Annotated in this window: 20 protein-coding genes; 13 read left to right on the top strand and 7 right to left on the bottom strand. The window is 73.9% G+C overall.

Annotated features, from left to right (window positions below; translation table 11 throughout):
• Positions 1–67: 67 nt before the first annotated feature.
• The 4 genes from MID12_RS14595 to MID12_RS14580 all read left to right on the top strand — a co-directional run bounded on the left by MID12_RS14595 (position 68) and on the right by MID12_RS14580 (position 3571).
• Complete coding sequence (locus MID12_RS14595) at positions 68–325, top strand: acyl carrier protein (protein WP_040250783.1); 258 nt, start codon at positions 68–70, stop codon at positions 323–325.
• A complete protein-coding gene (locus MID12_RS14590) occupies positions 322–1563 on the top strand; it encodes a beta-ketoacyl-[acyl-carrier-protein] synthase family protein (RefSeq protein WP_263167623.1) in 1242 nt (413 codons plus the stop codon). Before MID12_RS14595 ends, MID12_RS14590 begins: the two co-directional genes overlap by 4 nt.
• The gene (locus tag MID12_RS14585; protein WP_052482346.1) at positions 1556–2521 is read left to right on the top strand and encodes an alpha/beta fold hydrolase; all 966 of its coding nucleotides are present in this window, start codon (positions 1556–1558) and stop codon (positions 2519–2521) included. The genes MID12_RS14590 and MID12_RS14585 overlap by 8 nt, the downstream gene beginning before the upstream one ends.
• Positions 2522–2584: 63 nt before the next feature.
• Positions 2585–3571, top strand: a complete 987-nt coding sequence (locus tag MID12_RS14580; protein ID WP_263167620.1) for a hypothetical protein — start codon at positions 2585–2587, stop codon at positions 3569–3571.
• Positions 3572–3632: 61 nt separating this feature from the next.
• Here MID12_RS14580 and MID12_RS14575 read toward each other — a convergent pair whose 3' ends face one another.
• Complete coding sequence (locus MID12_RS14575; protein ID WP_317633382.1) at positions 3633–5852, bottom strand: ABC transporter transmembrane domain-containing protein; 2220 nt, start codon at positions 5850–5852, stop codon at positions 3633–3635.
• Entirely contained in the window at positions 5849–7546 is a 1698-nt protein-coding gene (locus tag MID12_RS14570; RefSeq protein WP_263167618.1) for an ABC transporter ATP-binding protein, read from the bottom strand. The genes MID12_RS14575 and MID12_RS14570 overlap by 4 nt, the downstream gene beginning before the upstream one ends.
• Positions 7547–8057: 511 nt before the next feature.
• Between MID12_RS14570 and MID12_RS14565 the strand changes: the two genes are divergently transcribed.
• The 5 genes from MID12_RS14565 to MID12_RS14545 all read left to right on the top strand — a co-directional run bounded on the left by MID12_RS14565 (position 8058) and on the right by MID12_RS14545 (position 13867).
• Positions 8058–9134, top strand: coding sequence for a FecCD family ABC transporter permease (locus tag MID12_RS14565; protein WP_397914396.1), 1077 nt, complete (start codon positions 8058–8060; stop codon positions 9132–9134).
• A complete protein-coding gene (locus MID12_RS14560; RefSeq protein WP_263167616.1) occupies positions 9131–10246 on the top strand; it encodes a FecCD family ABC transporter permease in 1116 nt (371 codons plus the stop codon). The genes MID12_RS14565 and MID12_RS14560 overlap by 4 nt, the downstream gene beginning before the upstream one ends.
• Positions 10247–10307: 61 nt before the next feature.
• A complete protein-coding gene (locus MID12_RS14555) occupies positions 10308–11321 on the top strand; it encodes an ABC transporter ATP-binding protein (protein ID WP_263167614.1) in 1014 nt (337 codons plus the stop codon).
• Between the two features lie 14 nt (positions 11322–11335).
• Positions 11336–12910 (top strand): amidohydrolase, encoded by a 1575-nt coding sequence (locus MID12_RS14550; RefSeq protein WP_263173151.1) that lies wholly within the window; start codon positions 11336–11338, stop codon positions 12908–12910.
• Between the two features lie 282 nt (positions 12911–13192).
• Positions 13193–13867, top strand: a complete 675-nt coding sequence (locus tag MID12_RS14545) for a GNAT family N-acetyltransferase (RefSeq protein WP_317633381.1) — start codon at positions 13193–13195, stop codon at positions 13865–13867.
• Between the two features lie 18 nt (positions 13868–13885).
• On the opposite strand, the gene MID12_RS14540 is transcribed toward MID12_RS14545, so the two are convergent.
• The gene (locus tag MID12_RS14540; protein WP_263167612.1) at positions 13886–14353 is read right to left on the bottom strand and encodes an NUDIX hydrolase; all 468 of its coding nucleotides are present in this window, start codon (positions 14351–14353) and stop codon (positions 13886–13888) included.
• A gap of 18 nt (positions 14354–14371) precedes the next feature.
• Here MID12_RS14540 and MID12_RS14535 point away from each other — a divergent pair, with 18 nt between their 5' ends.
• The 4 genes from MID12_RS14535 to tgmC all read left to right on the top strand — a co-directional run bounded on the left by MID12_RS14535 (position 14372) and on the right by tgmC (position 17499).
• The gene (locus tag MID12_RS14535; protein ID WP_263167611.1) at positions 14372–15151 is read left to right on the top strand and encodes a GntR family transcriptional regulator; all 780 of its coding nucleotides are present in this window, start codon (positions 14372–14374) and stop codon (positions 15149–15151) included.
• Positions 15152–15301: 150 nt separating this feature from the next.
• Positions 15302–15739 carry an ATP-binding protein gene (locus tag MID12_RS14530; RefSeq protein WP_317633380.1) on the top strand — a complete coding sequence of 146 codons (438 nt, stop codon included), beginning with the start codon at positions 15302–15304 and terminating at the stop codon, positions 15737–15739.
• A gap of 23 nt (positions 15740–15762) precedes the next feature.
• A complete protein-coding gene (locus tag MID12_RS14525; protein WP_263167608.1) occupies positions 15763–16176 on the top strand; it encodes a hypothetical protein in 414 nt (137 codons plus the stop codon).
• A gap of 186 nt (positions 16177–16362) precedes the next feature.
• On the top strand, positions 16363–17499 hold the full coding sequence (tgmC, locus tag MID12_RS14520; RefSeq protein WP_263167606.1) for an ATP-grasp peptide maturase system methyltransferase: 1137 nt from the start codon (positions 16363–16365) through the stop codon (positions 17497–17499).
• A gap of 492 nt (positions 17500–17991) precedes the next feature.
• Here the strand turns inward: tgmC and MID12_RS14515 are convergent, their stop codons facing one another.
• The 4 genes from MID12_RS14515 to argC all read right to left on the bottom strand — a co-directional run bounded on the left by MID12_RS14515 (position 17992) and on the right by argC (position 22539).
• A complete protein-coding gene (locus tag MID12_RS14515; protein ID WP_263167604.1) occupies positions 17992–19179 on the bottom strand; it encodes an acetylornithine transaminase in 1188 nt (395 codons plus the stop codon).
• Positions 19176–20111, bottom strand: coding sequence for an acetylglutamate kinase (gene argB / locus MID12_RS14510; RefSeq protein ID WP_107071509.1), 936 nt, complete (start codon positions 20109–20111; stop codon positions 19176–19178). The genes MID12_RS14515 and argB overlap by 4 nt, the downstream gene beginning before the upstream one ends.
• Positions 20112–20350: 239 nt before the next feature.
• Positions 20351–21502, bottom strand: a complete 1152-nt coding sequence (gene argJ, locus MID12_RS14505) for a bifunctional glutamate N-acetyltransferase/amino-acid acetyltransferase ArgJ (RefSeq protein ID WP_040250759.1) — start codon at positions 21500–21502, stop codon at positions 20351–20353.
• On the bottom strand, positions 21499–22539 hold the full coding sequence (gene argC / locus MID12_RS14500) for an N-acetyl-gamma-glutamyl-phosphate reductase (protein ID WP_263167600.1): 1041 nt from the start codon (positions 22537–22539) through the stop codon (positions 21499–21501). The genes argJ and argC overlap by 4 nt, the downstream gene beginning before the upstream one ends.
• Positions 22540–22605: the final 66 nt, after the last annotated feature.

The raw sequence follows: 22605 nt of genomic DNA, 5'->3' as shown, positions 1-22605 counted from the left end.
CGTTCTGCACCTTAGTCGGCCGGAGCAGGCCGGCCGGTCGTGGTCGTGCAGACAGGTGGAGAGCTCAATGGATCTCGCGCAGCAGGGCGCCGGTACCGTCGCGGAGCAGCTCGGCGAGGTGGTGGCGCGCAACTTCGGCGTCGATCCCCGCGAGACACCCGAGGACACGCCCCTGCACGGGCTGCGCCTGGACTCCCTGGCCCTGGAGGAGCTGCGGCTGCTCGTGGAGGACCGGTTCGGCATCGACCTCGACGATGTGGAGCTGACCACCCGCGACAGCTACGGGCAGCTGGTGGCCGCCGTCCACGGCAAGACCTCGGCATGACCGCGCCGGGCACGCCCTTCCCGGTGGCCGTCACCGGCCTCGGGATGGTCACCGCCGCGGGCCTGGACGCCGCGCGCACCTGGCGGTCCGTCACCACCGCCACCGCGCCCACCGGCATCACGCACCCCGAGGAACTGCGCGAACTGCCCTGCGACTTCTTCTACGCCGCCCATGAGCTGGACGTGGACGCGCACCTCGGGGTGGCCGCCCGGCGCCTGATGGACCGGGTCGCGCAGCTGGCCGTGATCGCGGCCCGCGAGGCCGTCGCCGACGCCGGTCTGGACACCGCCTCCTGGGACGGCGCCCGGGTCGCGGTGGTCATCGGCTCGGCCCACGGCGGACTCCCCTTCTACGACCGGCAGGCCGCCGTGCTCGCCGAACGCGGCGCCCGCCGGGTCTCCCCGATGGTCTCCGTGCTCAGCACCCTGAACGGGCCCACCGGCAGCGTCTGCCGCGACCTGGACGCCCGCGGCCCGAGCCTCTCGCTCTCCACCGCCTGCGCCTCCGGCACCGACGCCATCGGCACCGCCTACCAGATGCTCCGCGCGGACATGTGCGACCTCGCGCTCGCGGGCGGCGCCGAGTCGGCCCTCTCCCGGCTGCTCGTCGCCAGCGGCTGCCAGATGAAGGCGATGAGCACCCGCCGCGAGAACCCGGCCGCCGCGGTGCGCCCCTTCGACGCCGACCGGGACGGCTTCGTCACCGGCGAGGGCGCCGGACTGCTCGTCCTGGAACGCCCCGAGCACGCCGCGGCGCGCGGTGCGAAGGCCCGCGCCCACCTCATGGGGTACGGCTCCACCAACGACGCCTACGCGCCGGTGGCCCCCGAACCCGACGGCCGGGGACTGGAACGCGCCCTGCGCACCGCGCTCGCCGCGGCCGGGCTGAGCGGCGCGGACCTCGGGCACATCAACGCGCACGGCACCTCCACCGCGCTCAACGACCTCGTCGAGTCCCGGGTGCTCCACCGGGTGTGCGGGGAGGGCCCGTTGGTCACCTCCACCAAGGCGATGACCGGCCACACCCTGGGCGCCTGCGGCGGCATCGAGACCGCGCTCACGGTGCTCGCGCTGCAGCACCGGCTCGTGCCCCCGACGGTCAACCTGGACGCCCAGGACCCGGAGATCCCGGTCGAGGTGGTCGCCAAGGCGGCCCGCGCCGCGGACCTGGAGTGCGCGGCCAAGACCTCCCTCGGCTTCGGCGGCCACAACGCGGCGCTGGTCCTCACCCGTGCCTGAGCCGCCCGCGGCCGAGGGCCCCGGCCCGGCCCCCGCACCCCGAAGAGCCGCGCCCGAGGAAGTCGTCCGCACCCTGACCGTGGACGGACTGCGCTACGCCTACCGGCGGCTGCCCCACCCCGCCCCGCTCACCGACCCGGTGCTCGTCCTCGGCGGCGCGCGGCAGGGCATGTACGGCTGGACGCGGATCGAGGAACTGCTCGGCCCGGTCACCGAGGTGATCACCGCCGACCTGCCGGGCATGGGCCGCGCCGACGCCCTGCGCCCCGGCGACGACAACCTGCTGCTCTGCCGCGCCGTCGAGCGGCTCATGGACGAGCTGGGCCCCGCCCCGCTCGGCATCTTCGGCTACTCGCACGGCGCCTCGCTCGCCTTCACCTGCGCCCAGCGGCGGCCGGAGCGCGTCGCCCGCCTACTGCTCGGCGGCGTCCCGTACGGCACCACCGAGGCGGAGCGCGCCTACTGGGTGGCCACCGTCGACGAGCTGGCCGCCGGGCGCCCCGAGGAGTTCGCCACCCGGGTCGCCGAGGGCATGCTCTGCACCGACCCGGCCCGCCATGTCCACCGCCGCCGCCTCGCCTACAACTACGTACGCCGACTGCATCTGTACGAGGTGGCCCGCAGGCCGGACGCCGCGGCCGAGCTGTACCGCTCGCTGCGGCGGGCGCTGCCCCTGGACGGCGGGCTGACCGGCGTCCCCACCCTGGTCTTCTGCGGCGAACACGACAACCTCACCCCGCCGCACCGCCAGCGCGCCTTCGCCGCCACCATCGCGGGCAGCGCCTTCACCACCCTCGCGGACTCCGACCACTGGGTCGTGCTCGAACGCGGGGACGCCGTCGCGGAGTTGGCGTACGAGTTCTTCGCGGGGGCGGCCGGTACCCCCGCCGGGGAGGCCGTGCCGCTGCCGGAGCCCCGGCAGAAGGAGATTGCCGGGCCCCGCGTCGGGCGGCACTGAGCGCGCGGCACGGTTTCCGGTGCCCGGGCGGCCGGGCACGCTGCTTGCAAGAGGTGGTGGCTCATGGCGGAGAACGGAGCGGGACCCAGTCTCCAGGTGATCGGTGCCGCGCGGGTGGCCTTCACCCAGCAGCCTTTCACCGGGCGGCAGTTGGTGTACTACGCGATCAGCTCCACCGGGCCGCGGGGCAGCCTGGGCTGGGACGCCGTACGCGGTCTGGCCACCGAGTGGGCGCGGTGGCAGGCGGCGGAGGAGCGCTTCCACGCGGAGGTCCGGGAGGCCTGGGAGGCCTACCGGGCGGCGGTGCCCGAGGGGGCCGCCCGCCTGCTGCCCGGGGCGCGGCGGCGGTCCGCGCGGGCCGAGGAGCGCATGAGCCGGGCCCTCGACGAGGCCGAGGAGCGGTACCGGCCGGTGCGCGAGGAGCTCGAACGCCGCCTGGCCCGCCACGAGCGCGAGGAGCGCCGCGCCCGGGAGGAGCGCGCCCACCACTGGGAGGCCGAACGCCTCGCCGCCCGGGAGCGCGAGCGGGTCCGCCGGGAACGCGCGGACCGCTGCTCGGCCCTCGCGGTACGGCCGCTGTGGGGCTGGCGGCTCGACGAGAGCGGCGAGACCGCGTACGTCCACCGGCACGATGTGGACCCCGCCGAGGCACCGCCCGCCGGTACCCGTGGCTCCACGCGGCCCTGGTGCGCCTACGACCTGGAGGACCAGCTGCTGCGGCTCGGCGCGGAGGGCACCCGGCGGCTCGTCTGGGACCAGGCGGCCAGGGAGGCCGTCGTGGTGGAGTGCTCGACGCCCCGGGACCCGATGGCCTTCGAGGAGTGGTGGGCCACCGTCACCCGCCGCCGCTGGACCTCCTCCCAGCTCATCCCACCACCCGAGCCGCCCGCCCCCGACCCCGGCACCTCACCGCACGCGCACGGCCCTTCGGGCTCCGACTACGGCGGAACCGGCGGGACCGGCGGAACCGGCGGGGACTTCGGAGGCGGGCACGGCGGCCACGGAGGCGGGTGGAGCGGCGGGCACGGGGGCGGCTTCGGGGGGTTCTAGGGGCTGCCGGGGCGGGAAGCCGGGAGGCCGGTTGCCACGGTCAGACCTCGGCCGCCCCGGCTCAGTCCTCGGCGGCCACCGGCTCGCGCTCCGCGGCTCCGGGGTCCGAAGGCGCGGACGCGGGCGGGGACTTGGCCGCTTCCGGTTCCGAAGCCGCCGACCGCGTTGCCGACTTGGCCGCTTCCAGGACCGAATCCGTACGCTCCTCACCTGACTTGGCCGCGCCCGGCTCCGAAGCCACGGATTTCGCAGCCGACTTGGCCGCACTCGGCTCCGAAGCCACGGACTCCGAAGCAGACTTGGCCGTACCCGGCGTCGAAGTCGCCGACCCCGAAGCCGACTTGGCCACCCCCGGCTCCGATGCCCCCGCCTGCTCCGGCACCACGCCCGATCCCTCGCCCCCCTTGCGGCTGTCCGACCAGGCGGCCCAGAGGGCGGCGTAGCGGCCCCCCGCCGCGACCAGTTGCTCATGGGTGCCGGTCTCGACGACGCGGCCGCGGTCCAGGACGACGACGCGGTCGGCGGTCGCGGCCTGGGGGAGGCGGTGCGCCACCAGCAGCCCGGTGCGGCCCTCGAGGGCGCGCAGCGCGGCGGCCTCCAGGACGCGGGCGCCCGCGCTGCCCGCGTCGGCGGTGGCCTCGTCCAGGATGGCGATCGGCGGATCCGCGAGGACCAGCCGGGCCAGCGCCAGGTGCTGGGCCTGGGTGACGGTGAGCCGGTGGCCGCCCTCGCCGACGACGGTGTCCAGGCCCTCGGGCAGGGCGCTGACCCAGTCCAGGGCGTCCACCGTGGTGAGCGCGGCGCGCAGTTCCTCCTCGGTGGCCCCGGGCCGGGCGAGCCGCAGGTCCTCGGCGAGCGGTCCGGCGAAGACGTGCACCTCCTGGCTGATGAGGGTCACGGCCTGCCGGATGCCCGCCGGGCCCAGTTCGCCGGTGCCGGTGCCGCCGAGGCGGATGGTCCCGGCGGACGGCTGGTGGACGCCCGCGATCAGCTTGGCCAGCGTGGTCTTGCCCGCGCCGCTCGCGCCGACCAGCGCGATCCGCTCCCCGCCGGCCACCTTCAGGTCGACCCCTTCGAGCACCGGGTGGCCGGAGACGTAGGAGTAGCCGAGGCCGGACACCTCGACGGTGCCGTCCACCGGGCGGGGCGCGTCCTCGGGGCCGGACTCGCCCGCGAGCGAGGAGACCCCGACCAGGCGGGCGAGGCTGGCGCCCGCCGACTGGGCGTCGTCGATGAGGAAGAGGGCGGCGTTGATCGGGTTGAACAGGCTGTGGAAGTACAGGGCGGCCGCGGTCGCCGTACCGATGCTGACCGTCTCCCGGTCGACCAGCCAGAAGCCGGTGACCAGGACCGCGGACAGGCCGATGAACTCGGCGAGGTTGAGCCGGGAGAAGAAGCCGGTGACCACCCGGGTGCCGCGCACCGCGAGGTCGACGGCGGACTGCGAGCGCCGCGCCACCAGCGCGGTGTGCGCCTCGTTGAGCCGGAAGGCGCGCACCGTGCGCACCCCGCCCATGCTGTCGAGGAGCTGGTGCTGGAGCGCGCCGGTCGCCACCCGGTGGGCGGCGTACACGGGCGCGGCACGGCGCAGATACCACCGTACGGACAGCCACTGGACCGGCATCGCCAGCAGCGCGGCGAGCAGGAAGCGCCAGTCCAGTACGGCGAGGCCGACCAGGGTGAGCAGGATCGTCAGGGTCGAGCGGGCGAACTCGGGCAGCGCCTGGCGCACCGACTTCGCGATCTTCGAGACATCGCCGGTGACCCGGGAGACCAGGTCGCCGGAGCCCGCCTCCTCCACGCGTTCCAGGGGCAGCCGCAGGGCGCGTTCGATGAACCGCTCGCGCAGCGCGGCGAGTACGGTCTCGCCGAGCCGGGCCACCAGGGAGCTGCCGAGCGCGGTGGCGCCGCCGCGCACCAGGGCGACCACGACCAGCAGCACCATCGGCAGGTGCAGGGAGCCGGTGCCCCGGTCCTCCACCACCAGGTCGACGATGTGCCCGAGCAGCGGCGCGGTCAGCAGTCCGATGCCGGTGCCCGCGACCAGGACGCCGACCGCGCCGCAGGCGAGCAGGCGGTGCCCGCGCAGCATGCCGCGGACCGCGGCCAGGGTCTCGGCGCCGCTCGCGGTCGGCAGCAGGGTGCGCTCGGGGGACTTCGCCGGATCGCTCATCGTGGGGTCGGTCCGTTCCTCGCCGCGGGGCGGTACGTCCTCGGACAGGGGCTGGGGTTCGGTGGACCGCGCGGAAGGGGGCGCGGTGGTGTCGCGGCCGGTGCTCATGCCAGCACCGCCGCCCGGTAGGAGGCGTCCTCGGCGACGAGCCGGGCGTGCGGGCCCTCGTTGCTGACCGTGCCGCCGTCGAGCACGACCACCCGGTCGGTCACCGCGAGCAGCGCCGGGCTGGTGGTGACCAGGACCGTGGTGCGGCCCCGGCGGATCTCGCGCAGCCGGGCGGCGATCCGGGACTCGGTGACCGTGTCCACCGCCGTCGACGGGTCGTGCAGCACCAGGACGGGCCGGTCGGCGGCCAACGCGCGGGCCAGCGCGACGCGTTGGCGCTGACCGCCGGAGAGGGAGCGGCCGCGCTCGGCGAGCACGGTGTCCAGGCCCTCGGGCAGCAGGGCGGCCACGTCGTCCGCCGCCGAGGCCGCGAGGGCGGGGGCGATCTCCTCGGGGCCCGCCCCGGTTCCGGCGCGGACGTTGTCGAGCAGGCTGGTCTCGAAGAGGTCCGCGTCGTGCGGGGCGACCAGGACGAGGCGGCGCAGCGCGTCCGGGTCGAGCCCGGTCAGCGGGACCCCGTCGAGGCTGAGGCTGCCCTCCTCGGGGTCCGTCTCCCGGGCCAGGCAGCGCAGCAGGGCGCCCGCCACGGCCGGGTCCCGGGCCACGACGCCGGTGAGGCTGCCGGGCGCGAGGTCGAGGTCGAGTCCGCGCAGCGCCCCGTGGCTCACTCCGCTCAGGCGGATGCTCCCGGCGACCGGCTCGGGGACGCTGGCGCCGCCCGGCTCCACGGCGGCGGGCGAGGCGAGCACCTCCTCGATGCGGCGGGCCGAGGCGCGGCCCTGGGCGTACTCGGCGTTGACGTAGGTGAGCAGCTGGAAGGGGCCGATGAGGAACTGCGCGAGGCCGACGGCGGCGACGAGTTCACCGACGCTGATGTCGCCCCGCATCGCGAGGTAGGCGCCCGCGAGGCCGATGAGCGCGATGAAGACGCCGGTGAGGGAGAGCACGGCGCCCTCGTGTCCGGCGCGGCTGCGGGCGGCGCGCAGCGCGGCGCCGAGCGAGTCCTGGCTGGTGCCGCGGTACCGGGCGACGGCGGCCGACTCGGCGCCCATGCCCTTGAGTACGCGCAGCCCGGCGACCAGGTCGGCGGCGACCCCGGAGGCGTGCGCGGCGCGGTCCTGCTCGGTCTCGCTGCGGCGCTCCAGGGGCCGGCTGATGCGGTGGCCGAGCCAGAGCAGCGGCGGGATGCCGAGCAGCACGAGCAGGCCGAGCGGTACCGAGATGCGCAGCAGCAGCACCGCGCTCAGCGCGAGCGCGGCCAGCGCGGCCGTCCCGTAGGGCAGCACGCCCGCGGCGGCGCCCACGCGCTTGGCGTCGTTGGTGGCGATGCTGGTGAGCGCGCCGGGCAGCCGGTCGGCGTCGGCGCCGCCGCGCGGGTCCAGGACCCGGGTGCTCAGCTCCAGGCGCAGGGCGTGCGCGGCGCGTTCGGCGGCGGCCTCGGTGATCCGCGCGCAGATCCGGTACGCGGAGGACAGCACCAGGAAGAGCACCGCGAGGACGAGCAGCCAGCGCAGCAGGGTGCCGGTGGAACCGGTGGCCACCGCCTCGTCGATGATCACACCGATGACCACGGGCACCAGGGCCTCGCACACCTGATGGGTGCTGGCGAGGAAGGAGGCCCCGATCACGCCGCGGCGCTCCCCCCTGATCGCTCCGCGGAGGACGGATCCCCCGGTCGCTCCTCCAGCTGGCATGCGGTTCCTCCGCGGTGGTCGGCTCGTGCGGGACATGGGGTGGTGCGGGACGTGGGGCGGTGCGGTCGGCCGGTGGTGCGCTCCGGCCGGGGGCGCGCGTGCTCCGAGGGCGCGTGCCCGGACCGTACGCGTGCCCGATCCGTGCGCGTGCTCTGACGGGTGTGCGGGTGTGGACGATGGCTGGTTAGGTAAGCCTAAGGTGAGGCTACCGCAAGGGTGTTGTCCACCCGGCCGGGGCGGGCGGCTTCTCGGGGCGGCGCAAACCCCTGCCTGGTAAAGGGAATTGGCGGACGATCCCGGACATAAGGACAGGGTGGCTCGCTCGCCCCGATGGTCCGTTGACCCCCTGACCGGCGCTCGGTTAGGCTCGCCTAAGTAGCGCCCGGCCGTCCGTGCGTCCACATGTCCTGCCGTATGCACCGCCGCTCGCCGCACCCGGGGCCCGCCCCGGATCCCTCGCGGGTTCCGCCGCGGGCAGACGCCGGGGAACCGCAGCCAGGGGGAGTTGTCCGTGTCGGTCGAAGCCCAGGTGGTGCCCGGGAAGCCAGAAAGCGGGGGCACCGGTCCCGAGGCGCCGCGGGCGCGCCCCCGCGTGCAGGCGCTGCGCGGGCTCGGGCTGCTGCTCGCCCTCGGCGCCCTCGTCCTCGTCGGCCTGCTCAGCATCTGGCTGGGCACCGCGGGCATCCCCTTCACCGCCACCTGGCGGCTGCTCTGGCAGCCCGACGGCTCCGAGGCCTCGGTGATCATCCACGACTACCGCATCCCGCGCACCGCCCTCGGGGTCCTGGTCGGCGCCGCCCTCGGGGTGTCCGGCGCGCTGATGCAGGCGCTCACCCGCAATCCGCTCGCCGACCCCGGACTGCTCGGCGTCAGCCTCGGCGCCGCCTCCGGCATCGTCCTCGCCCTCGCCTTCCTCGGGGTGGGCTCGGTCCTCGGCCACGTCTGGTGCGCGCTGCTCGGCGCCGCCCTCGCCTCCGTGGTGGTCTTCCTGCTCGGCTCCTCCGGGCGCACCCTCGCCACCCCCGACCGCCTGGTGGTCGCGGGCGCCGCCCTGACCGCCGTGCTCTACGCCGTCAACTCCGCGGTCCTGCTGCTCAAGCCGCGCGCCTTCAACGAGTTCCGCTTCTGGACGGTGGGCGCGCTCGCCGGCCGCTACTTCGACGTGCTGTGGACCGTCCTGCCGTTCATCGCCGCCGGACTCCTGCTCGCCCTGCTGCTCGCGCCCTCCCTCAACGCCCTCGCCCTCGGCGAGCAGGTCGGCCGCGCCCTCGGCGTGCACGTCGGGCGCACCCGCGTCCTCGGCGCCCTCGCCGTGATGCTGCTGTGCGGGGCGGCCACCGCCGCCGCCGGGCCGATCGGCTTCGTGGGCCTCGCCGTCCCGCACGTGGCCCGCTTCCTCACCGGCCCCGACCAGCGCTGGATCCTCGCGTACTCGGCCCTGCTCGCCCCCGTCCTCCTGGTCGGCGCCGACGTCCTCGGCCGCGTCCTCGGCTCCCCGGGCGAGATCCAGGTCGGCATCATCACCGCCTTCCTCGGCGCCCCCCTGTTCATCGCCCTCTGCCGCCGGAGAAAGCTGGTCATGCTGTGAGCGCGCCACCCCAGGCCGACGCGGTACGCAAGGGCCCGGCACCCGGCACCGCCGGGGACCGGCTCCCGCGCGCCGTCAGCGGTGTCGTCGTGCGCACCGGACGCGGCCGCCTCTCGCTGCGGCTGTACCCGCGCCCGGCGGCCGTCTCCGCACTGCTGCTCGCGGCCCTGCTCACGGTGATGGGCGTCAGCCTGACCACCGGCGACTTCGAACTCTCCCTGACCGAGGTGCTGAAGGCGCTCACCGGCAACGGCGACCCCGGCGCCGACTTCATCGTCAACACCCTGCGGATGCCGCGCCTGGTGACCGCGCTGAGCGTCGGCGCCGCCCTCGCGGTCAGCGGCGGCATCCTGCAGAGCCTCACCGGCAACCCGCTCGGCAGCCCCGACATCATCGGCTTCACCAACGGCTCCGCGGTCGGCGCCCTGATCGTCATCGTCACCCTGCACGGCAGCATGACCGACATCGCGCTCGGCGCCCTGATCGGCGGCCTGGCCACCGCGCTCGCCATCTACCTGCTCATCCGCGGCCGCGGGCTCCAGGGCTTCCGGCTCGTGGTCATCGGCATCGGCGTCAGCGCGCTGCTGCTCGCCGTCAACTCGTATCTGATCACCCGGGCCAGCTGGCAGGAGGCCCTGGAGGCGCAGGCCTGGCTGATCGGCAGCCTCAACAACCGCGGCTGGGACCAGGCCAGGGCGATCGGCCTCGCCTGCCTGATCCTGCTGCCGCTCGCCTTCGTCCTGGCCCGCAGGCTGTCCATGGTCGAGCTGGGCGACGCCACCGCGACCGGGCTCGGCGTCGAGGTGGCCCGCACCCGTACCGTGCTGCTCTTCGTCTGCGTCGCCCTGTCCGCCTTCGCCACCGCGGTCGCCGGGCCCATCACCTTCGTCGCCCTGGCCGCCCCGCAGCTCGCCCGGCGGCTCACCGGCTCCAGCGGGCCCGCGCTGATCCCCACCGCGCTGATGGGCGCGGTCCTGCTGACCGGGGGCGACCTCGCCGTCCAGCGCCTCTTCGCCCCGACCCCGCTCCCGGTCGGCACGGCGACCGGCACCCTCGGCGGCCTGTACCTGATCTGGCTGCTGATCACCGAGTCCCGCAAGAGCCGCGCGTGACGGACCCGGGAGCCGCGCCCGGCTCACCGGAAGAGCCGCGCACCAAGGAGAGGAACCGCGCATGAAGGACGGGAAGGAAGGGCGGATGGGCACGTCCGGTACGAGCAGCGTCCGCACGGCCAAGTCCGGTGCGGCGCCCGGTACTCCGGGTGCCCCCGGGCCGGCGGACGGCCCCCGGCTGCGGGCCGAGGACCTGACCCTCTCCTACGACCAGCGCACCGTCGCCACCGGCCTCGGCGTGGAGATCCCCGACGACTCCTTCACGGTGATCATCGGCCCCAACGCCTGCGGCAAGTCCACCCTCCTCAAGGCGCTGGCCCGGATGCTCAGACCGCAGCGGGGACAGGTGTATCTGGACGGCGCCGCCATCGCCTCGTACCGCTCCCGGGAGGTGGCGCGCAGACTCGGGCTGCTGCCGCAGTCCTCGACCGCGCCGGGCGGCATCACCGTCGGCGACCTGGTCGCCCGCGGCCGCTATCCGCACCAGCGGCTGCTGAAGCAGTGGTCCGCCGAGGACGAGGCCGCCGTCGTCGAGGCGATGGAGCAGACCGGCGTACGGGAGCTCGCCGACCGCCCCGTCGACGACCTCTCCGGCGGCCAGCGCCAGCGCGTCTGGCTCTCCATGGTGCTCGCCCAGCAGACCCCGCTGCTGCTCCTCGACGAGCCGACCACCTTCCTCGACATCGCCCACCAGGTCGAGGTCCTCGACCTGTGCGCGGGCCTGCACGCCCGCCGCGGCCACACCGTCGTCGCCGTCCTGCACGACCTCAACCAGGCCTGCCGGTACGCCACTCACCTCATCGTGATGCGGGCGGGCGGTGTCATCGCCGCCGAGGGCGACCCGGCGAGCGTGATGACCGCCGAACTCGTCGAGGACGTCTTCGGACTGCCCTGCCGGATCATCGAGGACCCCGAGACCGGCACCCCCCTGATGGTCCCCGCCGCCCCGAGGTACCACGAGCCCCGCGCCGGGCGGCCCGGTCAGCCGGGTCAGCCCGGTCAGCCGGGGGCCGCGCCCGCCGCACCCCGCGACTCCGCGGGCCCGTCCGCCGCCGTCCTGGCCGAGACCAGTTAGGGACACCGCCGATGCTGCTCTGTACGAGGCTGACCAACGCGCAGTTCCTCACCATGGACCCGGACCGCCCGCTCGCCCGCGACCTGGGCATCTGGCAGGGCCGCATCGTGGGACTCGACGAGGCCGTGACCTCGCTGCCCGCCCGCGAGGTGATCGACCTCCAAGGGGCCACCGTGCTCCCCGGGTTCATCGACAGCCATGTCCACCTCGCCTGGACCGGGCTGCGCGAGGCCACCCCGAGCGTCGCCCCCTGCGCGCGCGTCGAGGACGTCCTCGCGGTGGTCGCCCGCGCGGTCGCGGACGCCCCCGAGGGCGCCTGGGTCAGCCTCGCCGGGTACGACCAGCGCGGCCTCGGCCGCCACCTCACCGCCGCCGAACTCGACACCGTCAGCGCCGGGCGCAAGCTCTTCCTCCTCCACGACTCCGGACACGGCTGCCTGGTCAACTCCGCTGTCCTGCACCAGCTTCCGGACGGCATCCCGCACCAGGACGGCTTCCTCGCCGAGGGCCCGATGGCCGCCGTACGGGCGCTGCGGCCCCCGTACACCCAGCAGGAACTGGCCGCCGCGCTCGCCCGCGCCGCCCGCACCTGCCTGGCCGAGGGCGTCACCGCCTGCGCCGAAGCGGGCATCGGCGGCGCCCTGTTCGGCCACAGCCCGGTCGAACTCGGCGCCTACCAGCTCGCCCGCGAACAGGGCCAACTCCCCCTGCGTGTCCAGCTGATGGTCTCCGCCGACACCCTGCGCCAGTCCACCGCACCCGAGGCGGACGGCATCCCGCGCGCGCTCGACCTCGGCCTGCGCACCGGCTTCGGCGACGACTGGCTCTCGGTCGGCGCGCTGAAGATCTGGACCGACGGCGGCATGATGGCCCGCACCGCCGCCCTGACCAGCCCCTACGAAAACCTGGACCACGGCGGGGAGTTGCAGGCCGACCCCGAGGTGCTCACCGACACCATCGTGGCCGGCCACCTCGCGGGCTGGCAGCTCGCGGTGCACGCCATCGGCGACCGCGCCGCCGACCTCGCCCTCGACGCCCTGGAGAAGGCCCAGCGCCTGCGCCCCCGCCCCGGCGCCCGCCACCGTATCGAGCACGCCGGACTCATCCGCCCCGACCAGCTGCCCCGCTTCGCCCAACTCGGCGTCAGCGCCGTCGTCCAGCCCAACTTCCTGCGCTACTTCGGCGACGACTACGCCGCCATCATGGGCCCCGACCGCGCCCCCTGGCTCTACCGCGGCAAGGGCTTCCTCGACCACGGCGTCACCCTGGTCGGCAGCTCCGACCGCCCCGTCACGGACGGCTCCCCGCTGCGCGCCATCCAGTTCCTGGTCGAACGGGCCTCCCTGAGCGGCCAGTTGATCGGCCCCGAGGAGGGCATCACCGTCGACCAGGCCCTCCGCGCCTACACCCTCGCCGGCGCCCACGCCTGCCACTGGGACGACCGCGCCGGCAGCCTCACCCCCGGCAAACGCGCCGACCTGACCGTCCTCGCCGACGACCCCCGCCGGGTGGACCCGTCGCGGATCGGGGACATCGAGGTGGCGGGGACTTGGGTGGACGGGGTGGAGCGGCTCAAGGTGGGGGTTTAGAGCGGGAGTTGGGGGCGGCGGATCGGGTACGTCGAGCCGGGCGCGTCGAGCCGGGCGCGTCGAGCCGGGCACATCGAGTCGGGCGCGCCGGTACGGGTGTCGGTACGGGGCGCCGGAACGGGACCGGGGCAGTTCGCCGGACGGGGCCCTGGCCGGACCCGCCGTCCCGCATGAACTAAGGCGAGGCTAACCTTGGTCCCGCTGCTTCGTCAGGCCGCCTGACAGGGCACGTATGCCTGCCGTCGCCGCACCCCGCCCCTGCTGAACCGAGGAAGAAAAGCCTTGATCACGGCCGCCCCGCCCCCTGCCGCCCTGCCCTCCCGCACCCGGCTCACCAGCGCCGGACTCGCCACCGCCGGGCCCTGTCGTCGGGAGAGCGGGATCGTGGGGGCGCGTGGCCGGGAGGCAGCGGCCACCACTCCGGTCCGCGGCGGCCGGGAGGCCATGGCCATCGCTCCGGCCCGCGGCGGTCGGGAGGCGGTGGCGGCCGGGCCCCGGGTGCGGGTGGCGCGACCCACCGATGCCCCCGAACTCGCCCTGCTCTCCGGCCCGTTCGTCCGCTCCGGCGCCCTGCGCCCGCGCCCGCTCGCCCTCTACGCCGCGCACGCCGCCGACTTCCTCGTCGCCGAGGGCTCCGACGGCACCCTCGAAGGCTTCCTGGGCCTGCGCCACCACCCGGCCGCCCCCTCCGCCGACCGGGGCCCCTCGGCCGTCCTCTACAACTTCTGCGTCGCCCCCCACCGCCAGGGCCACGGCGTCGGCGGCCGCCTCCTCCGCGCAGCCTTCACCCAGGGCCGCGCCCACGCCCTCGACACCCTCTTCACGGCCACCACCGGCGACGGCACCCTCTTCCTCCGCCATGGCTTCACCCCGGCTCCGGCTCATCTCGCCCCGCCCCGCTGGGTGGGGGCCTTCGACCCGGGGCGGGCTACTCGGGTGTTGGCGCGGGGGTTGTGAGCAAGGGGCGGAGGGGCTCTACCTGCCAACCCTCAAGTGCGTACCGTCATGACTCCGTACGTGCGGCCCGTCACCGTCCAGGGCGTCGAGCAGCCGGATCGCGTAGGCCTCGGACATCCGCTCGGTGATCTCGGCCGGGGTGAGCCACTCGACGGCGGACGATTCGCTGGACGTCGTCTCGGTGCCGCCCGAGGGCTTGCAGCGGAAGACCAGGGCCACGATGCCGCGCGTGGTGTTCTTGTAGACGCCGGTGAGCCGGTCCACCTCGATGTGGATGCCGGTCTCTTCCCGGACCTCGCGCCGGACTCCGTCCTCGGGCGTCTCCGTCAGTTCGAGCACGCCACCCGGAAGCTCCCAACTGCCGTTGTCGGCACGGCGGATGGCCAGCAGTCTGCCGTCTTCTCGTACCACGGCTCCGGCCACGGACACCGAATGCAGTGGCGTTGACTGGGCTTCCCGGGCGCTGTTACTCATGTGCAGGAGCATAGGAGGCAGAGAAGGACTATGGGAAACACTGCAGGAGGTGGCAAGGCGGCGCCACGGTACATGCAGATCGCCGAGGAAGTCGTGGGGCAGATTCAGGCGGGTGTCCTGAAGCCCGGCGAACTGATCCCCAGCGAGTCGGAACTCGTCAAGACCTACGGCGTATCGGGCGGCACGATCCGTAAGGCGATGGCCGAGGTCCGTGCCAGTGGGCTGGTGGAGACCCGCCACGGCAAGGGCTCCACCGTCATAGACAGGCCGCCCGTGCGGCATCGCTCCTCGGACCGTTTTCGCCGCTCGCACCGGCGAGGCGGCAAGGCCGCGTATCTGGCCGAGTCCGCGCGGTCCGGTGCCACCGCGGAGGTGAAGGTCCTCCACATCGGTCCGGTGGAGGTGCCTGCGGAGATCGCCGACCGCCTCGGAGTGGACGCTGCCGCGCAGGTTCTCGCCAGGCGGCGCCTCTATCTCCGTAATGGCACACCTGTCGAGACGGCCACCTCCTACCTGCCGTGGGACGTGGTCAAGGACATTCCGGAGTTGTTCGCCGAGAACCCCGGCGGTGGCGGCATCTATGCCCGACTCGAAGACCACGGCCATGAGTTCGCCGAGTTCGTGGAGACGCTGCAGGCGCGCCCCTCCTCCAAGGTGGAGGCCTCGGAGCTGGCGCTGACCTCCGGAGCTCCGGTGATCCGTCTGGTCCGGGAGGCGGTGACGACCTCGGGTCGTGTGGTCGAGGTCTGCGACACGCTCATGGCTGCTGACCAGTTCGTATTCCAGTACCGAATCCCGGCGGCGGACTGAAGAACGCCCATTTTCAGCTCACTGCACGCAGTCGACCCGTCACGGTTCACCCCCGCGACGGGTTGACTCATGTATAGGAGTGATGCACTCTTACCTCTGTCGCTCCTTTGCATGAGTGACTAACTCCGTTACATGTAGAGGAGGTTGGCTGTGGTGCCTGACTCCCTCGTCGAACAGGACAGGTCCCGATCCGGCTCACCTGTGCGCGGTTTCGACGTGAGCTTCCCGTCGCTGGAGTCGCGGGTGGCGGATGCCCGACGTCTTGCCGAGGTGTACTTACGCCTGTGGGATCTGTCCCCTTTGGTGGACGAAGTCGTCCTGGTCGTCTCGGAGTTGGTCACCAACGCGGTGCGCTACGGAAACGGGCGTCCGGTGGAGCTGCGGGTGTACGTCTCCGACGGTGCGCTGGTGATCGAAGTGCGCGACGGGTCTCCGCTACCGGCTCGGCTGCGTGTCGTGGACGCGGAGGCGGAGAGCGGGCGGGGGTTGTTCCTGGTCGCGGCCCTGGCACGGGAGTGGGGCGTCAGTCCGGACGGGAAGACGACCTGGTGCTCCCTCGAACTCCCCCTGCAAGGGGAGGAGGCGTGAGGCCCTTCATGGATCCCGACCGGATGCCGCCTTCCCGTGACCTCGCACACGAGGCCGCTTACGCGCTTCAATCCGCCCTGAGTACGCATCAGTTGGGCGGCTTCCCCACCCCCTACGCCGACCGTGGCCGCATCGTGCTGGGCGAGATCTCCGCCCCCACGGCCGACCGTCTCGCCACCCTCCTCGGTGCTGAACCAGTCGCCGCTAGAAGCGAGTTGCCGGACTGGACCGAGGGGCGCCGGATTGTCCAGCGGGTCCGTGATGCCGTACGGGCCGCCGTCGAGGGCGAGTTCGTGGACGTCGACTTCTGGCCCTACTGCCCGCGGTGCGACGAGGACCCGGTCGTCACCCTCGGCAGCCTCTCGCCAGTCGCCGCACGCAACCTCACCCGCGCTCTGGCCGCCGGGGCCCGACTGTCCGGATGGGGAGAGCAGTGACCATGCTCAGGAGAGGAGACGATGGGTCGGCGGGATGGCGCCAGCCGAACTCGACGGCTCGGCACCTCGGTCAACACGTACTCGTCCACGCCGCTCGGCAGGGGCGGCGGGATGGACGCCTACTTCGGCGGCAACGCGACACGGAACCGGGTGTGCTTCTCTGGCCAGCGTCAGGTTGGGTTGAGAATGCCCGCTGACCCCGCCGCACTACGTCTCGCCCTGGCCGACGACATCGCTTCTGGCGACCCCACCCTCGACCCCTCCTGGCGTGACGCGGTCGCCGCCGTCCCTCGCGAGTTGTTCGTCCCGGACGCCGTCTTCCGCCACGTCGACAGCGGATGGACGCCCGTGCACCGGACCGAGATCGGTGACGACGACTGGCTGACGATGGTCTACAGCGATTCGACCTGGGTCACGCAGGTCGACGGGCAGGATGTCGCCGACACCGAGGGGCCGATCACCGGCAGCCCCACCTCCTCGGCCACCCTGCCCTCCCTCGTCGCACGCACCGCCCAGGTGGCCGAACTCCGGCCAGGGCAGCGCGTACTGGAGGTGGGCACCGGCACCGGCTACTCCACCGCCCTTCTGTGCCATGTCCTCGGCGACAAGAACATCGTCAGCATCGAGTACGACACCGGCCTGGCCACTGCCGCCGCAGCCCACCTGCACGCTGCCGGGTACCACCCCACCCTCGCTGTGGGAGACGGTCTCCGCGGATGCGGGGAGCACGCCGACTACGACGCGATCATCGCCACCTGCTCCGTGCGCCACATCCCCCCGCACTGGTTCTGGCAGCTCAACGACGGCGGCTCCCTCACCACCACCGTCTGCGGCTGGATGCAGGTAGCCGGTCTCATCCGTCTCGTCCTCGACGACGAAGGAACCGCCCACGGGCGTTTCACCGCCGACAAGATCACGTACATGCTCGCCCGTCCCCACGAGCGGCCCCCGTCCCCGCTGTTCTTCAAGATCGACGGCATCACCAGCCCCACTCGCCTCGATCCGGCGCTCCTGGAGCGGTGGGAGGCACGGTTCGTCGCTCAACTCGCTGCGCCCTCCGCCGAACTGATGGGCACCGGTTCCGGCGTCATCCTCCGCGACGTCGCCACCGGATCCCAGGCGTGGACCGAGCCGAAAGGCGCCGGGTGGATCGCGCACCAGCACGGACCACTCCGCCTCTGGGACCAGGTCGAAGACGCGCTCCTGGAATGGCAGAGGGCCGGAGCAGCCGACCTCACGGAGTTCGGCATGACAGCGACTCCCGAGTCCCAGACCGTGTGGATCGGCTCACCGCGGGGCCCCAGTTGGCAGCTTCCCGTCTGAGTCCACGGGTACTGTCCACCCTGTCGCTGCATCGGCGTCCGAACCCACTCATCGGTCGGGACGCTCTTCCAGGGGGCTGAAGCTCATGAAGGGACGCTCGGCGCCGGATGAGGGGTGAGTTTTGTCGGGTATGCCGGTCTCGGTGAAAGTTGCTGAAAGCGAGGGGGGAGCGGACTAAACGTCCAGGTCAGCTAGTCTGCTCCCCGCGTGTGCGGGGATGGTCCCGGGACCGGCGCTGGGCGCGCGAGCCCGCCCTGCTGCTCCCCGCGTGTGCGGGGATGGTCCCGCTTCGGCGGCCTGCACAACCCGCCCCCCAGCCTGCTCCCCGCGCGTGCGGGGATGGTCCCTTCCGGCTCGTCAGCCACCGCTACGAGAACCGCTGCTCCCCACGCCCCCCGGAACCGCCCCGACACCCGCCCCGGCGCACCACTCCACCAGCACCGCCGCCCACGCCCTTCACGGGCGGTCGCCTCGTTGGCCAAAGCAGCCCGCTCAGCCCCCGAGTACCGCCCCCAGCACCCCCACCACTTCCCGCGCCCGCTCCTCCGACAGGTTCAGTGGTGGAGCCAGCCGCAGGGTCCTCGGGCCGATGGTGTTGAGCAGGAGGCCGGCTTCCTGGGCGGTCGACTGGACTGCGGCGGCTGTCGGTTCGGTGAGTTCGATCGCCAACAGGAGGCCGATGCCCCGTACTTCGTGTACCCGAGGATGCCGTAGCCCTGCGATGCCCTCCCGCAACACCGCGCCCGTTGCCCGTACTTGGGCGAGCAGCCCCTCGTTCTCGATGGTGTCCAGTACGGCGAGGGCGGCCGCGCACGACACCGGGTTGCCGCCGAAGGTGGAGCCGTGCTGGCCGGGGCCGAGGAGGCGGGCGGCTGCGCCGAAGGCGAGGGTGGCGCCGAGGGGGAGGCCGCCGCCGAGGCCCTTGGCGAGGGTGACGACGTCGGGGTCGATGTCCTGCTCCGCCTGGTGGGCGAACCAGTGGCCGGTGCGGCCGATGCCGGTCTGCACCTCGTCCAGGACGAGCAGGCTGCCGCGTTCGCGGGTGATCTCGCGGGCGGCCCGCAGATAGCCCTCGGGTGCGGGGATCACGCCCGCCTCGCCCTGCACCGGCTCCAGGAAGACGGCGGCGGTCTCCTCGGTGACGGCGGCGCGCAGGGCGTCCACGTCGCCGAAGGGCACATGACGTACGCCGTCCGGCAGCGGGAGGAAGGGGGCCTTTTTGCCGGGCTGGCCGGTCAGGGCGAGGGCGCCCATGGTGCGGCCGTGGAAGCCGCCCTCGGCGGCGACCATCTGCGGACGTCCGGTGCGGCGGGCGATCTTGAAGGCCGTTTCGGCGGCCTCCGCACCGGAGTTGGCGAAGAAGACGCGCCCGCCCGCTCTGCCGGACAGGCGCAGCAGGCGTTCCGCGAGGGCGACGGGCGGCTCGGCGGCGAAGAGGTTCGAGACATGGCCGAGGCGGGCGATCTGGGTGCCGACCGCCGCCACCACGGCCGGGTGGGCGTGGCCGAGGGAGTTGACCGCGATGCCGCCGGTGAGGTCGGTGTAGGCGCGCCCCGACTCGTCCCAGACCGTGCAGCCCTCACCGCGGACCAGGGCCAGGGACGGGGTGCCGTAGGTGTCCATGAGGACGTCGCGCCAGCGCGCGGTGAGCGGCGCGGCGCCCTGCTCCCGGGGGCTCATACGCCCGCCTCCGCGCCGACGGTCGTGCCCGCGTCGAGGGATCTCCCGGCCCCCTCCCCCAACACCACGGTCGTCCCAGGCGAGTTGTCCCCCAGGACACCGCCCACCAAGGCATGCGGTACCCGGCCGTCCAGGACGTGGGCGCGGTCGACGCCGCCCCGTACCGCGCGGAGGCAGCCCTCCATCTTGGGGAGCATGCCGCTGGCCAGGGACGGGAGGAGGGCGTCGAGTTCGGTGGCGGTGAGGTGGGGGAGGATCTCGGTGCTGTGGGGCCAGTCGGCGTACAGGCCGGCCACGTCGGTGAGCATGACCAGGCGCTGGGCGCCGAGGGCGACGGCGAGGGCGGAGGCGGCCAGGTCGGCGTTGACGTTGTAGGTCTGGCCGTCGGTGCCGCGGGCCACCGAGGAGATCACCGGGATCTTTCCCTGGTCGAGGAGGGCCCGTACGGTCTCCGGGTTGACGTCCACCACCTCGCCGACCAGGCCGATGTCCACCGGGCGGCCGTCCACCCAGGCGGGCCGCCGCTCGGCGGTCATGGTGTGCGCGTCCTCGCCGGTCAGCCCGACCGCGAAGGGGCCGTGGGCGTTGAGGCAGCCGACCAGTTCGCGCTGGACCCGGCCCGCGAGCACCATCCGCACCACCTCCATCACCTCGGGGGTGGTCACCCTGAGGCCCGCCTCGAAGCGGGTCTCCAGGCCGAGGCGGTCGAGCATCGCGCTGATCTGCGGGCCGCCGCCGTGCACCACGACCGGCCGGAGGCCCGCGTGCCACAGCTCCACCACGTCCTCGGCGAAGGTCCGCAGCAGCTGCCCGTCGACCATGGCGTTGCCGCCGAACTTCACGACGACGGTGCTGCCTTGGAGTTCCTCGGGCCAGGGAAGCGCGGCGGCGGCACCCGCGTCGGCGTCCAACTCCGTTACGGGGGAGGGCAGTACGGAACTCGTGACGGCCTCCGCCCCCGCTGCGGCCGCCGCCGCGCCGACCCGTACCGTCTCCGCCCCGACCCGTACCGTCTCCGCCACCTTCTTCTCTGCCTTCTCCGTCTTCCCGGTCTGCCCCGCCGTCTCCGTCGTCCGCACCGTCCGCAGCCTCCGCACCGTCTCCGCCATCTCCGCCTTCTCCGCTGTCGCCAAGAGCCTTATGCCGTCGGGGGGTTGTGCCGGTGTCCGGTTCATGAGCTGTAGGCGCTGTTCTCGTGTACGTAGTCGGCGGTGAGGTCGTTGGTCCACAGCACCGCGGAGTCCTCGCCGGTGCGCAGGTCCACCGTGAGGGTGAGGTGACGCGGCGTCAGGTCGGCCTTCTCGCGGGGCTCCCCGGCCATGCCGTCGCGGCAGACCCAGACCCCGTTGATCGCGACGTCCAGGCGGTCGGGGTCGAAGGCGGCCGAGGTGGTACCGATCGCGGACAGCACCCGGCCCCAGTTCGGATCCTCGCCGTGCAGCGCGCACTTGAGGAGGTTGTTGCGGGAGATCGCGCGCCCCACCTCCTCCGCGTCCGCCTCATCGGCCGCGCCGAGCACCCGGATCTCGATCTCCTTCGAGGCACCCTCGGCGTCCGCGACCAGTTGCCGGGCGAGGTCGCGGCAGACCGTGTGCACGGCCTCGGTGAAGGCCGCCGCCTCCGGTACGAGGCCCGAGGCGCCCGAACTCAGCAGCAGGACCGTGTCGTTGGTGGACATGCAGCCGTCCGAGTCGACCCGGTCGAAGGTGGTGCGGACCGCCGCGCGCAGGGCCGTGTCGAGGAGCGCGGCGTCCGCCGCGGCGTCGGTGGTGAGCACCACCAGCATGGTGGCGAGGCCCGGCGCGAGCATGCCCGCGCCCTTCGCCATCCCGCCCACCGTCCAGCCCCGCTCGGTCACCCGGGCCGTCTTGTGCACCGAGTCGGTGGTCTTGATGGCGCGGGCGGCCGCCTCGCCGCCCTCGGCCGAGAGCGCCCCGGCGGCGGTGTCGATGCCCGCGGTGACCCGGTCCATCGGCAGCGGAACACCGATCAGCCCGGTGGAGCAGACCGCGACCTCCTCGGCCCGGACCCCGACCGCCCGGGCGGTGCGCGCGGCCGTCGCCGCCGCGTCCCGCTCGCCCGCGGGGCCCGTACAGGCGTTGGCGCCACCGGAGTTGAGCACCACGGCGGCCAGCTGCCCGTCCGCCAGGACGCGGCGCGACCAGCGTACGGGCGCGGCCTGGACGCGGTTGGCGGTGAAGACCCCGGCGGCCGCGTAGGAGGGGCCCCGGTTCACCACCAGGGCCAGGTCCGGGGCGCCGGAGTCCTTGATCCCGGCGGGGATCCCGCTCGCGAGGAATCCCCGGGCGGCGGTCACGCTCACGGTGCCACTCCGTTCTTCGGCAGCCCGCACTCCTCGGGCAGGCCGAGGGCGAGGTTCATGCTCTGCACCGCGCCGCCCGCGGTGCCCTTCACCAGGTTGTCGATCGCGCTGACGCAGACCAGCCGGTGCGCGTCCGCGTCCACCGCGATCTGCACCTGGGCGGTGTTGGCGCCGAGTACGGCGGCCGTGGCGGGCCACTGCCCCGGCGGCAGCAGCTGGACGAACGGCTCGGCGGCGTAGGCGAGTTCGTAGGCGGTGCGGGCCTCGGCCGCCGCCTCCTCGGGGTCGGTTCCGGGCCGGAGCCGGGCCGAACAGGTGGCGAGGATGCCCCGGGGCATGGGCGCCAGGGTGGGCGTGAAGGAGACCGTCACCGGCTCGCCCGCCACCGCCGAGAGGTTCTGCGTCAGTTCGGGGGTGTGCCGGTGGCCGCCGCCGACGCCGTACGGGCTCATCGAGCCCATCACCTCGGAGCCGAGCAGGTGCGCCTTGGTGGCGCGGCCCGCTCCCGAGATGCCGCTCGCCGCGACGATCACGGCCTCCGGCTCCACCAGACCGGCCCGGTACGCCGGATAGAGCGCGAGGGTCGCCGCGGTCGGGTAGCAGCCGGGTACGGCGATCCGGTTGGTGTCCTTCAACGCGCGGCGCGCGAAGGGGAGTTCGGGGAGTCCGTACGGCCAGGTGCCCGCGTGCGGGGAGCCGTAGAAGCGCTCCCAGGCGGCCGGGTCGCGCAGCCGGAAGTCGGCGCCGCAGTCCACCAGCAGCGTCTTGGGCTCCAACTCGGCTGCCAGGGCGGCGGATTGGCCGTGCGGCAGCGCGAGGAAGACGACATCGTGGCCGCGCAGCTCCGCGGCCGAGGTCGGCCGCAGTACCCGGTCGGCGAGCGAGGCCAGCTGCGGCTGCACCTCGCCGAGCGTCCGGCCCGCGCTGCGGTGGGCGGTCAGCGTGCCCAACTCGGCCTCGGGGTGCGCCGAGAGCAGGCGCAGGATCTCGCCTCCGGCATAGCCGCTGGCCCCGGCCACTGCGACCCGTACGGTCATGGTCCTCTGGCTCTCTCGTGTCTCTCGGTTCTCGGCCAAGGCGGCTCCCGCGCGCGGGAGCAGGCC

This window comes from Streptomyces sp. SCSIO ZS0520, from assembly GCF_025643355.1.
GTDB classification, from domain to species: Bacteria; Actinomycetota; Actinomycetes; order Streptomycetales; family Streptomycetaceae; genus Streptomyces; species Streptomyces physcomitrii.
The sequence above is the reverse complement of the archived record's forward strand: the minus strand, read 5'-3'. Positions and strand labels throughout refer to the sequence as shown.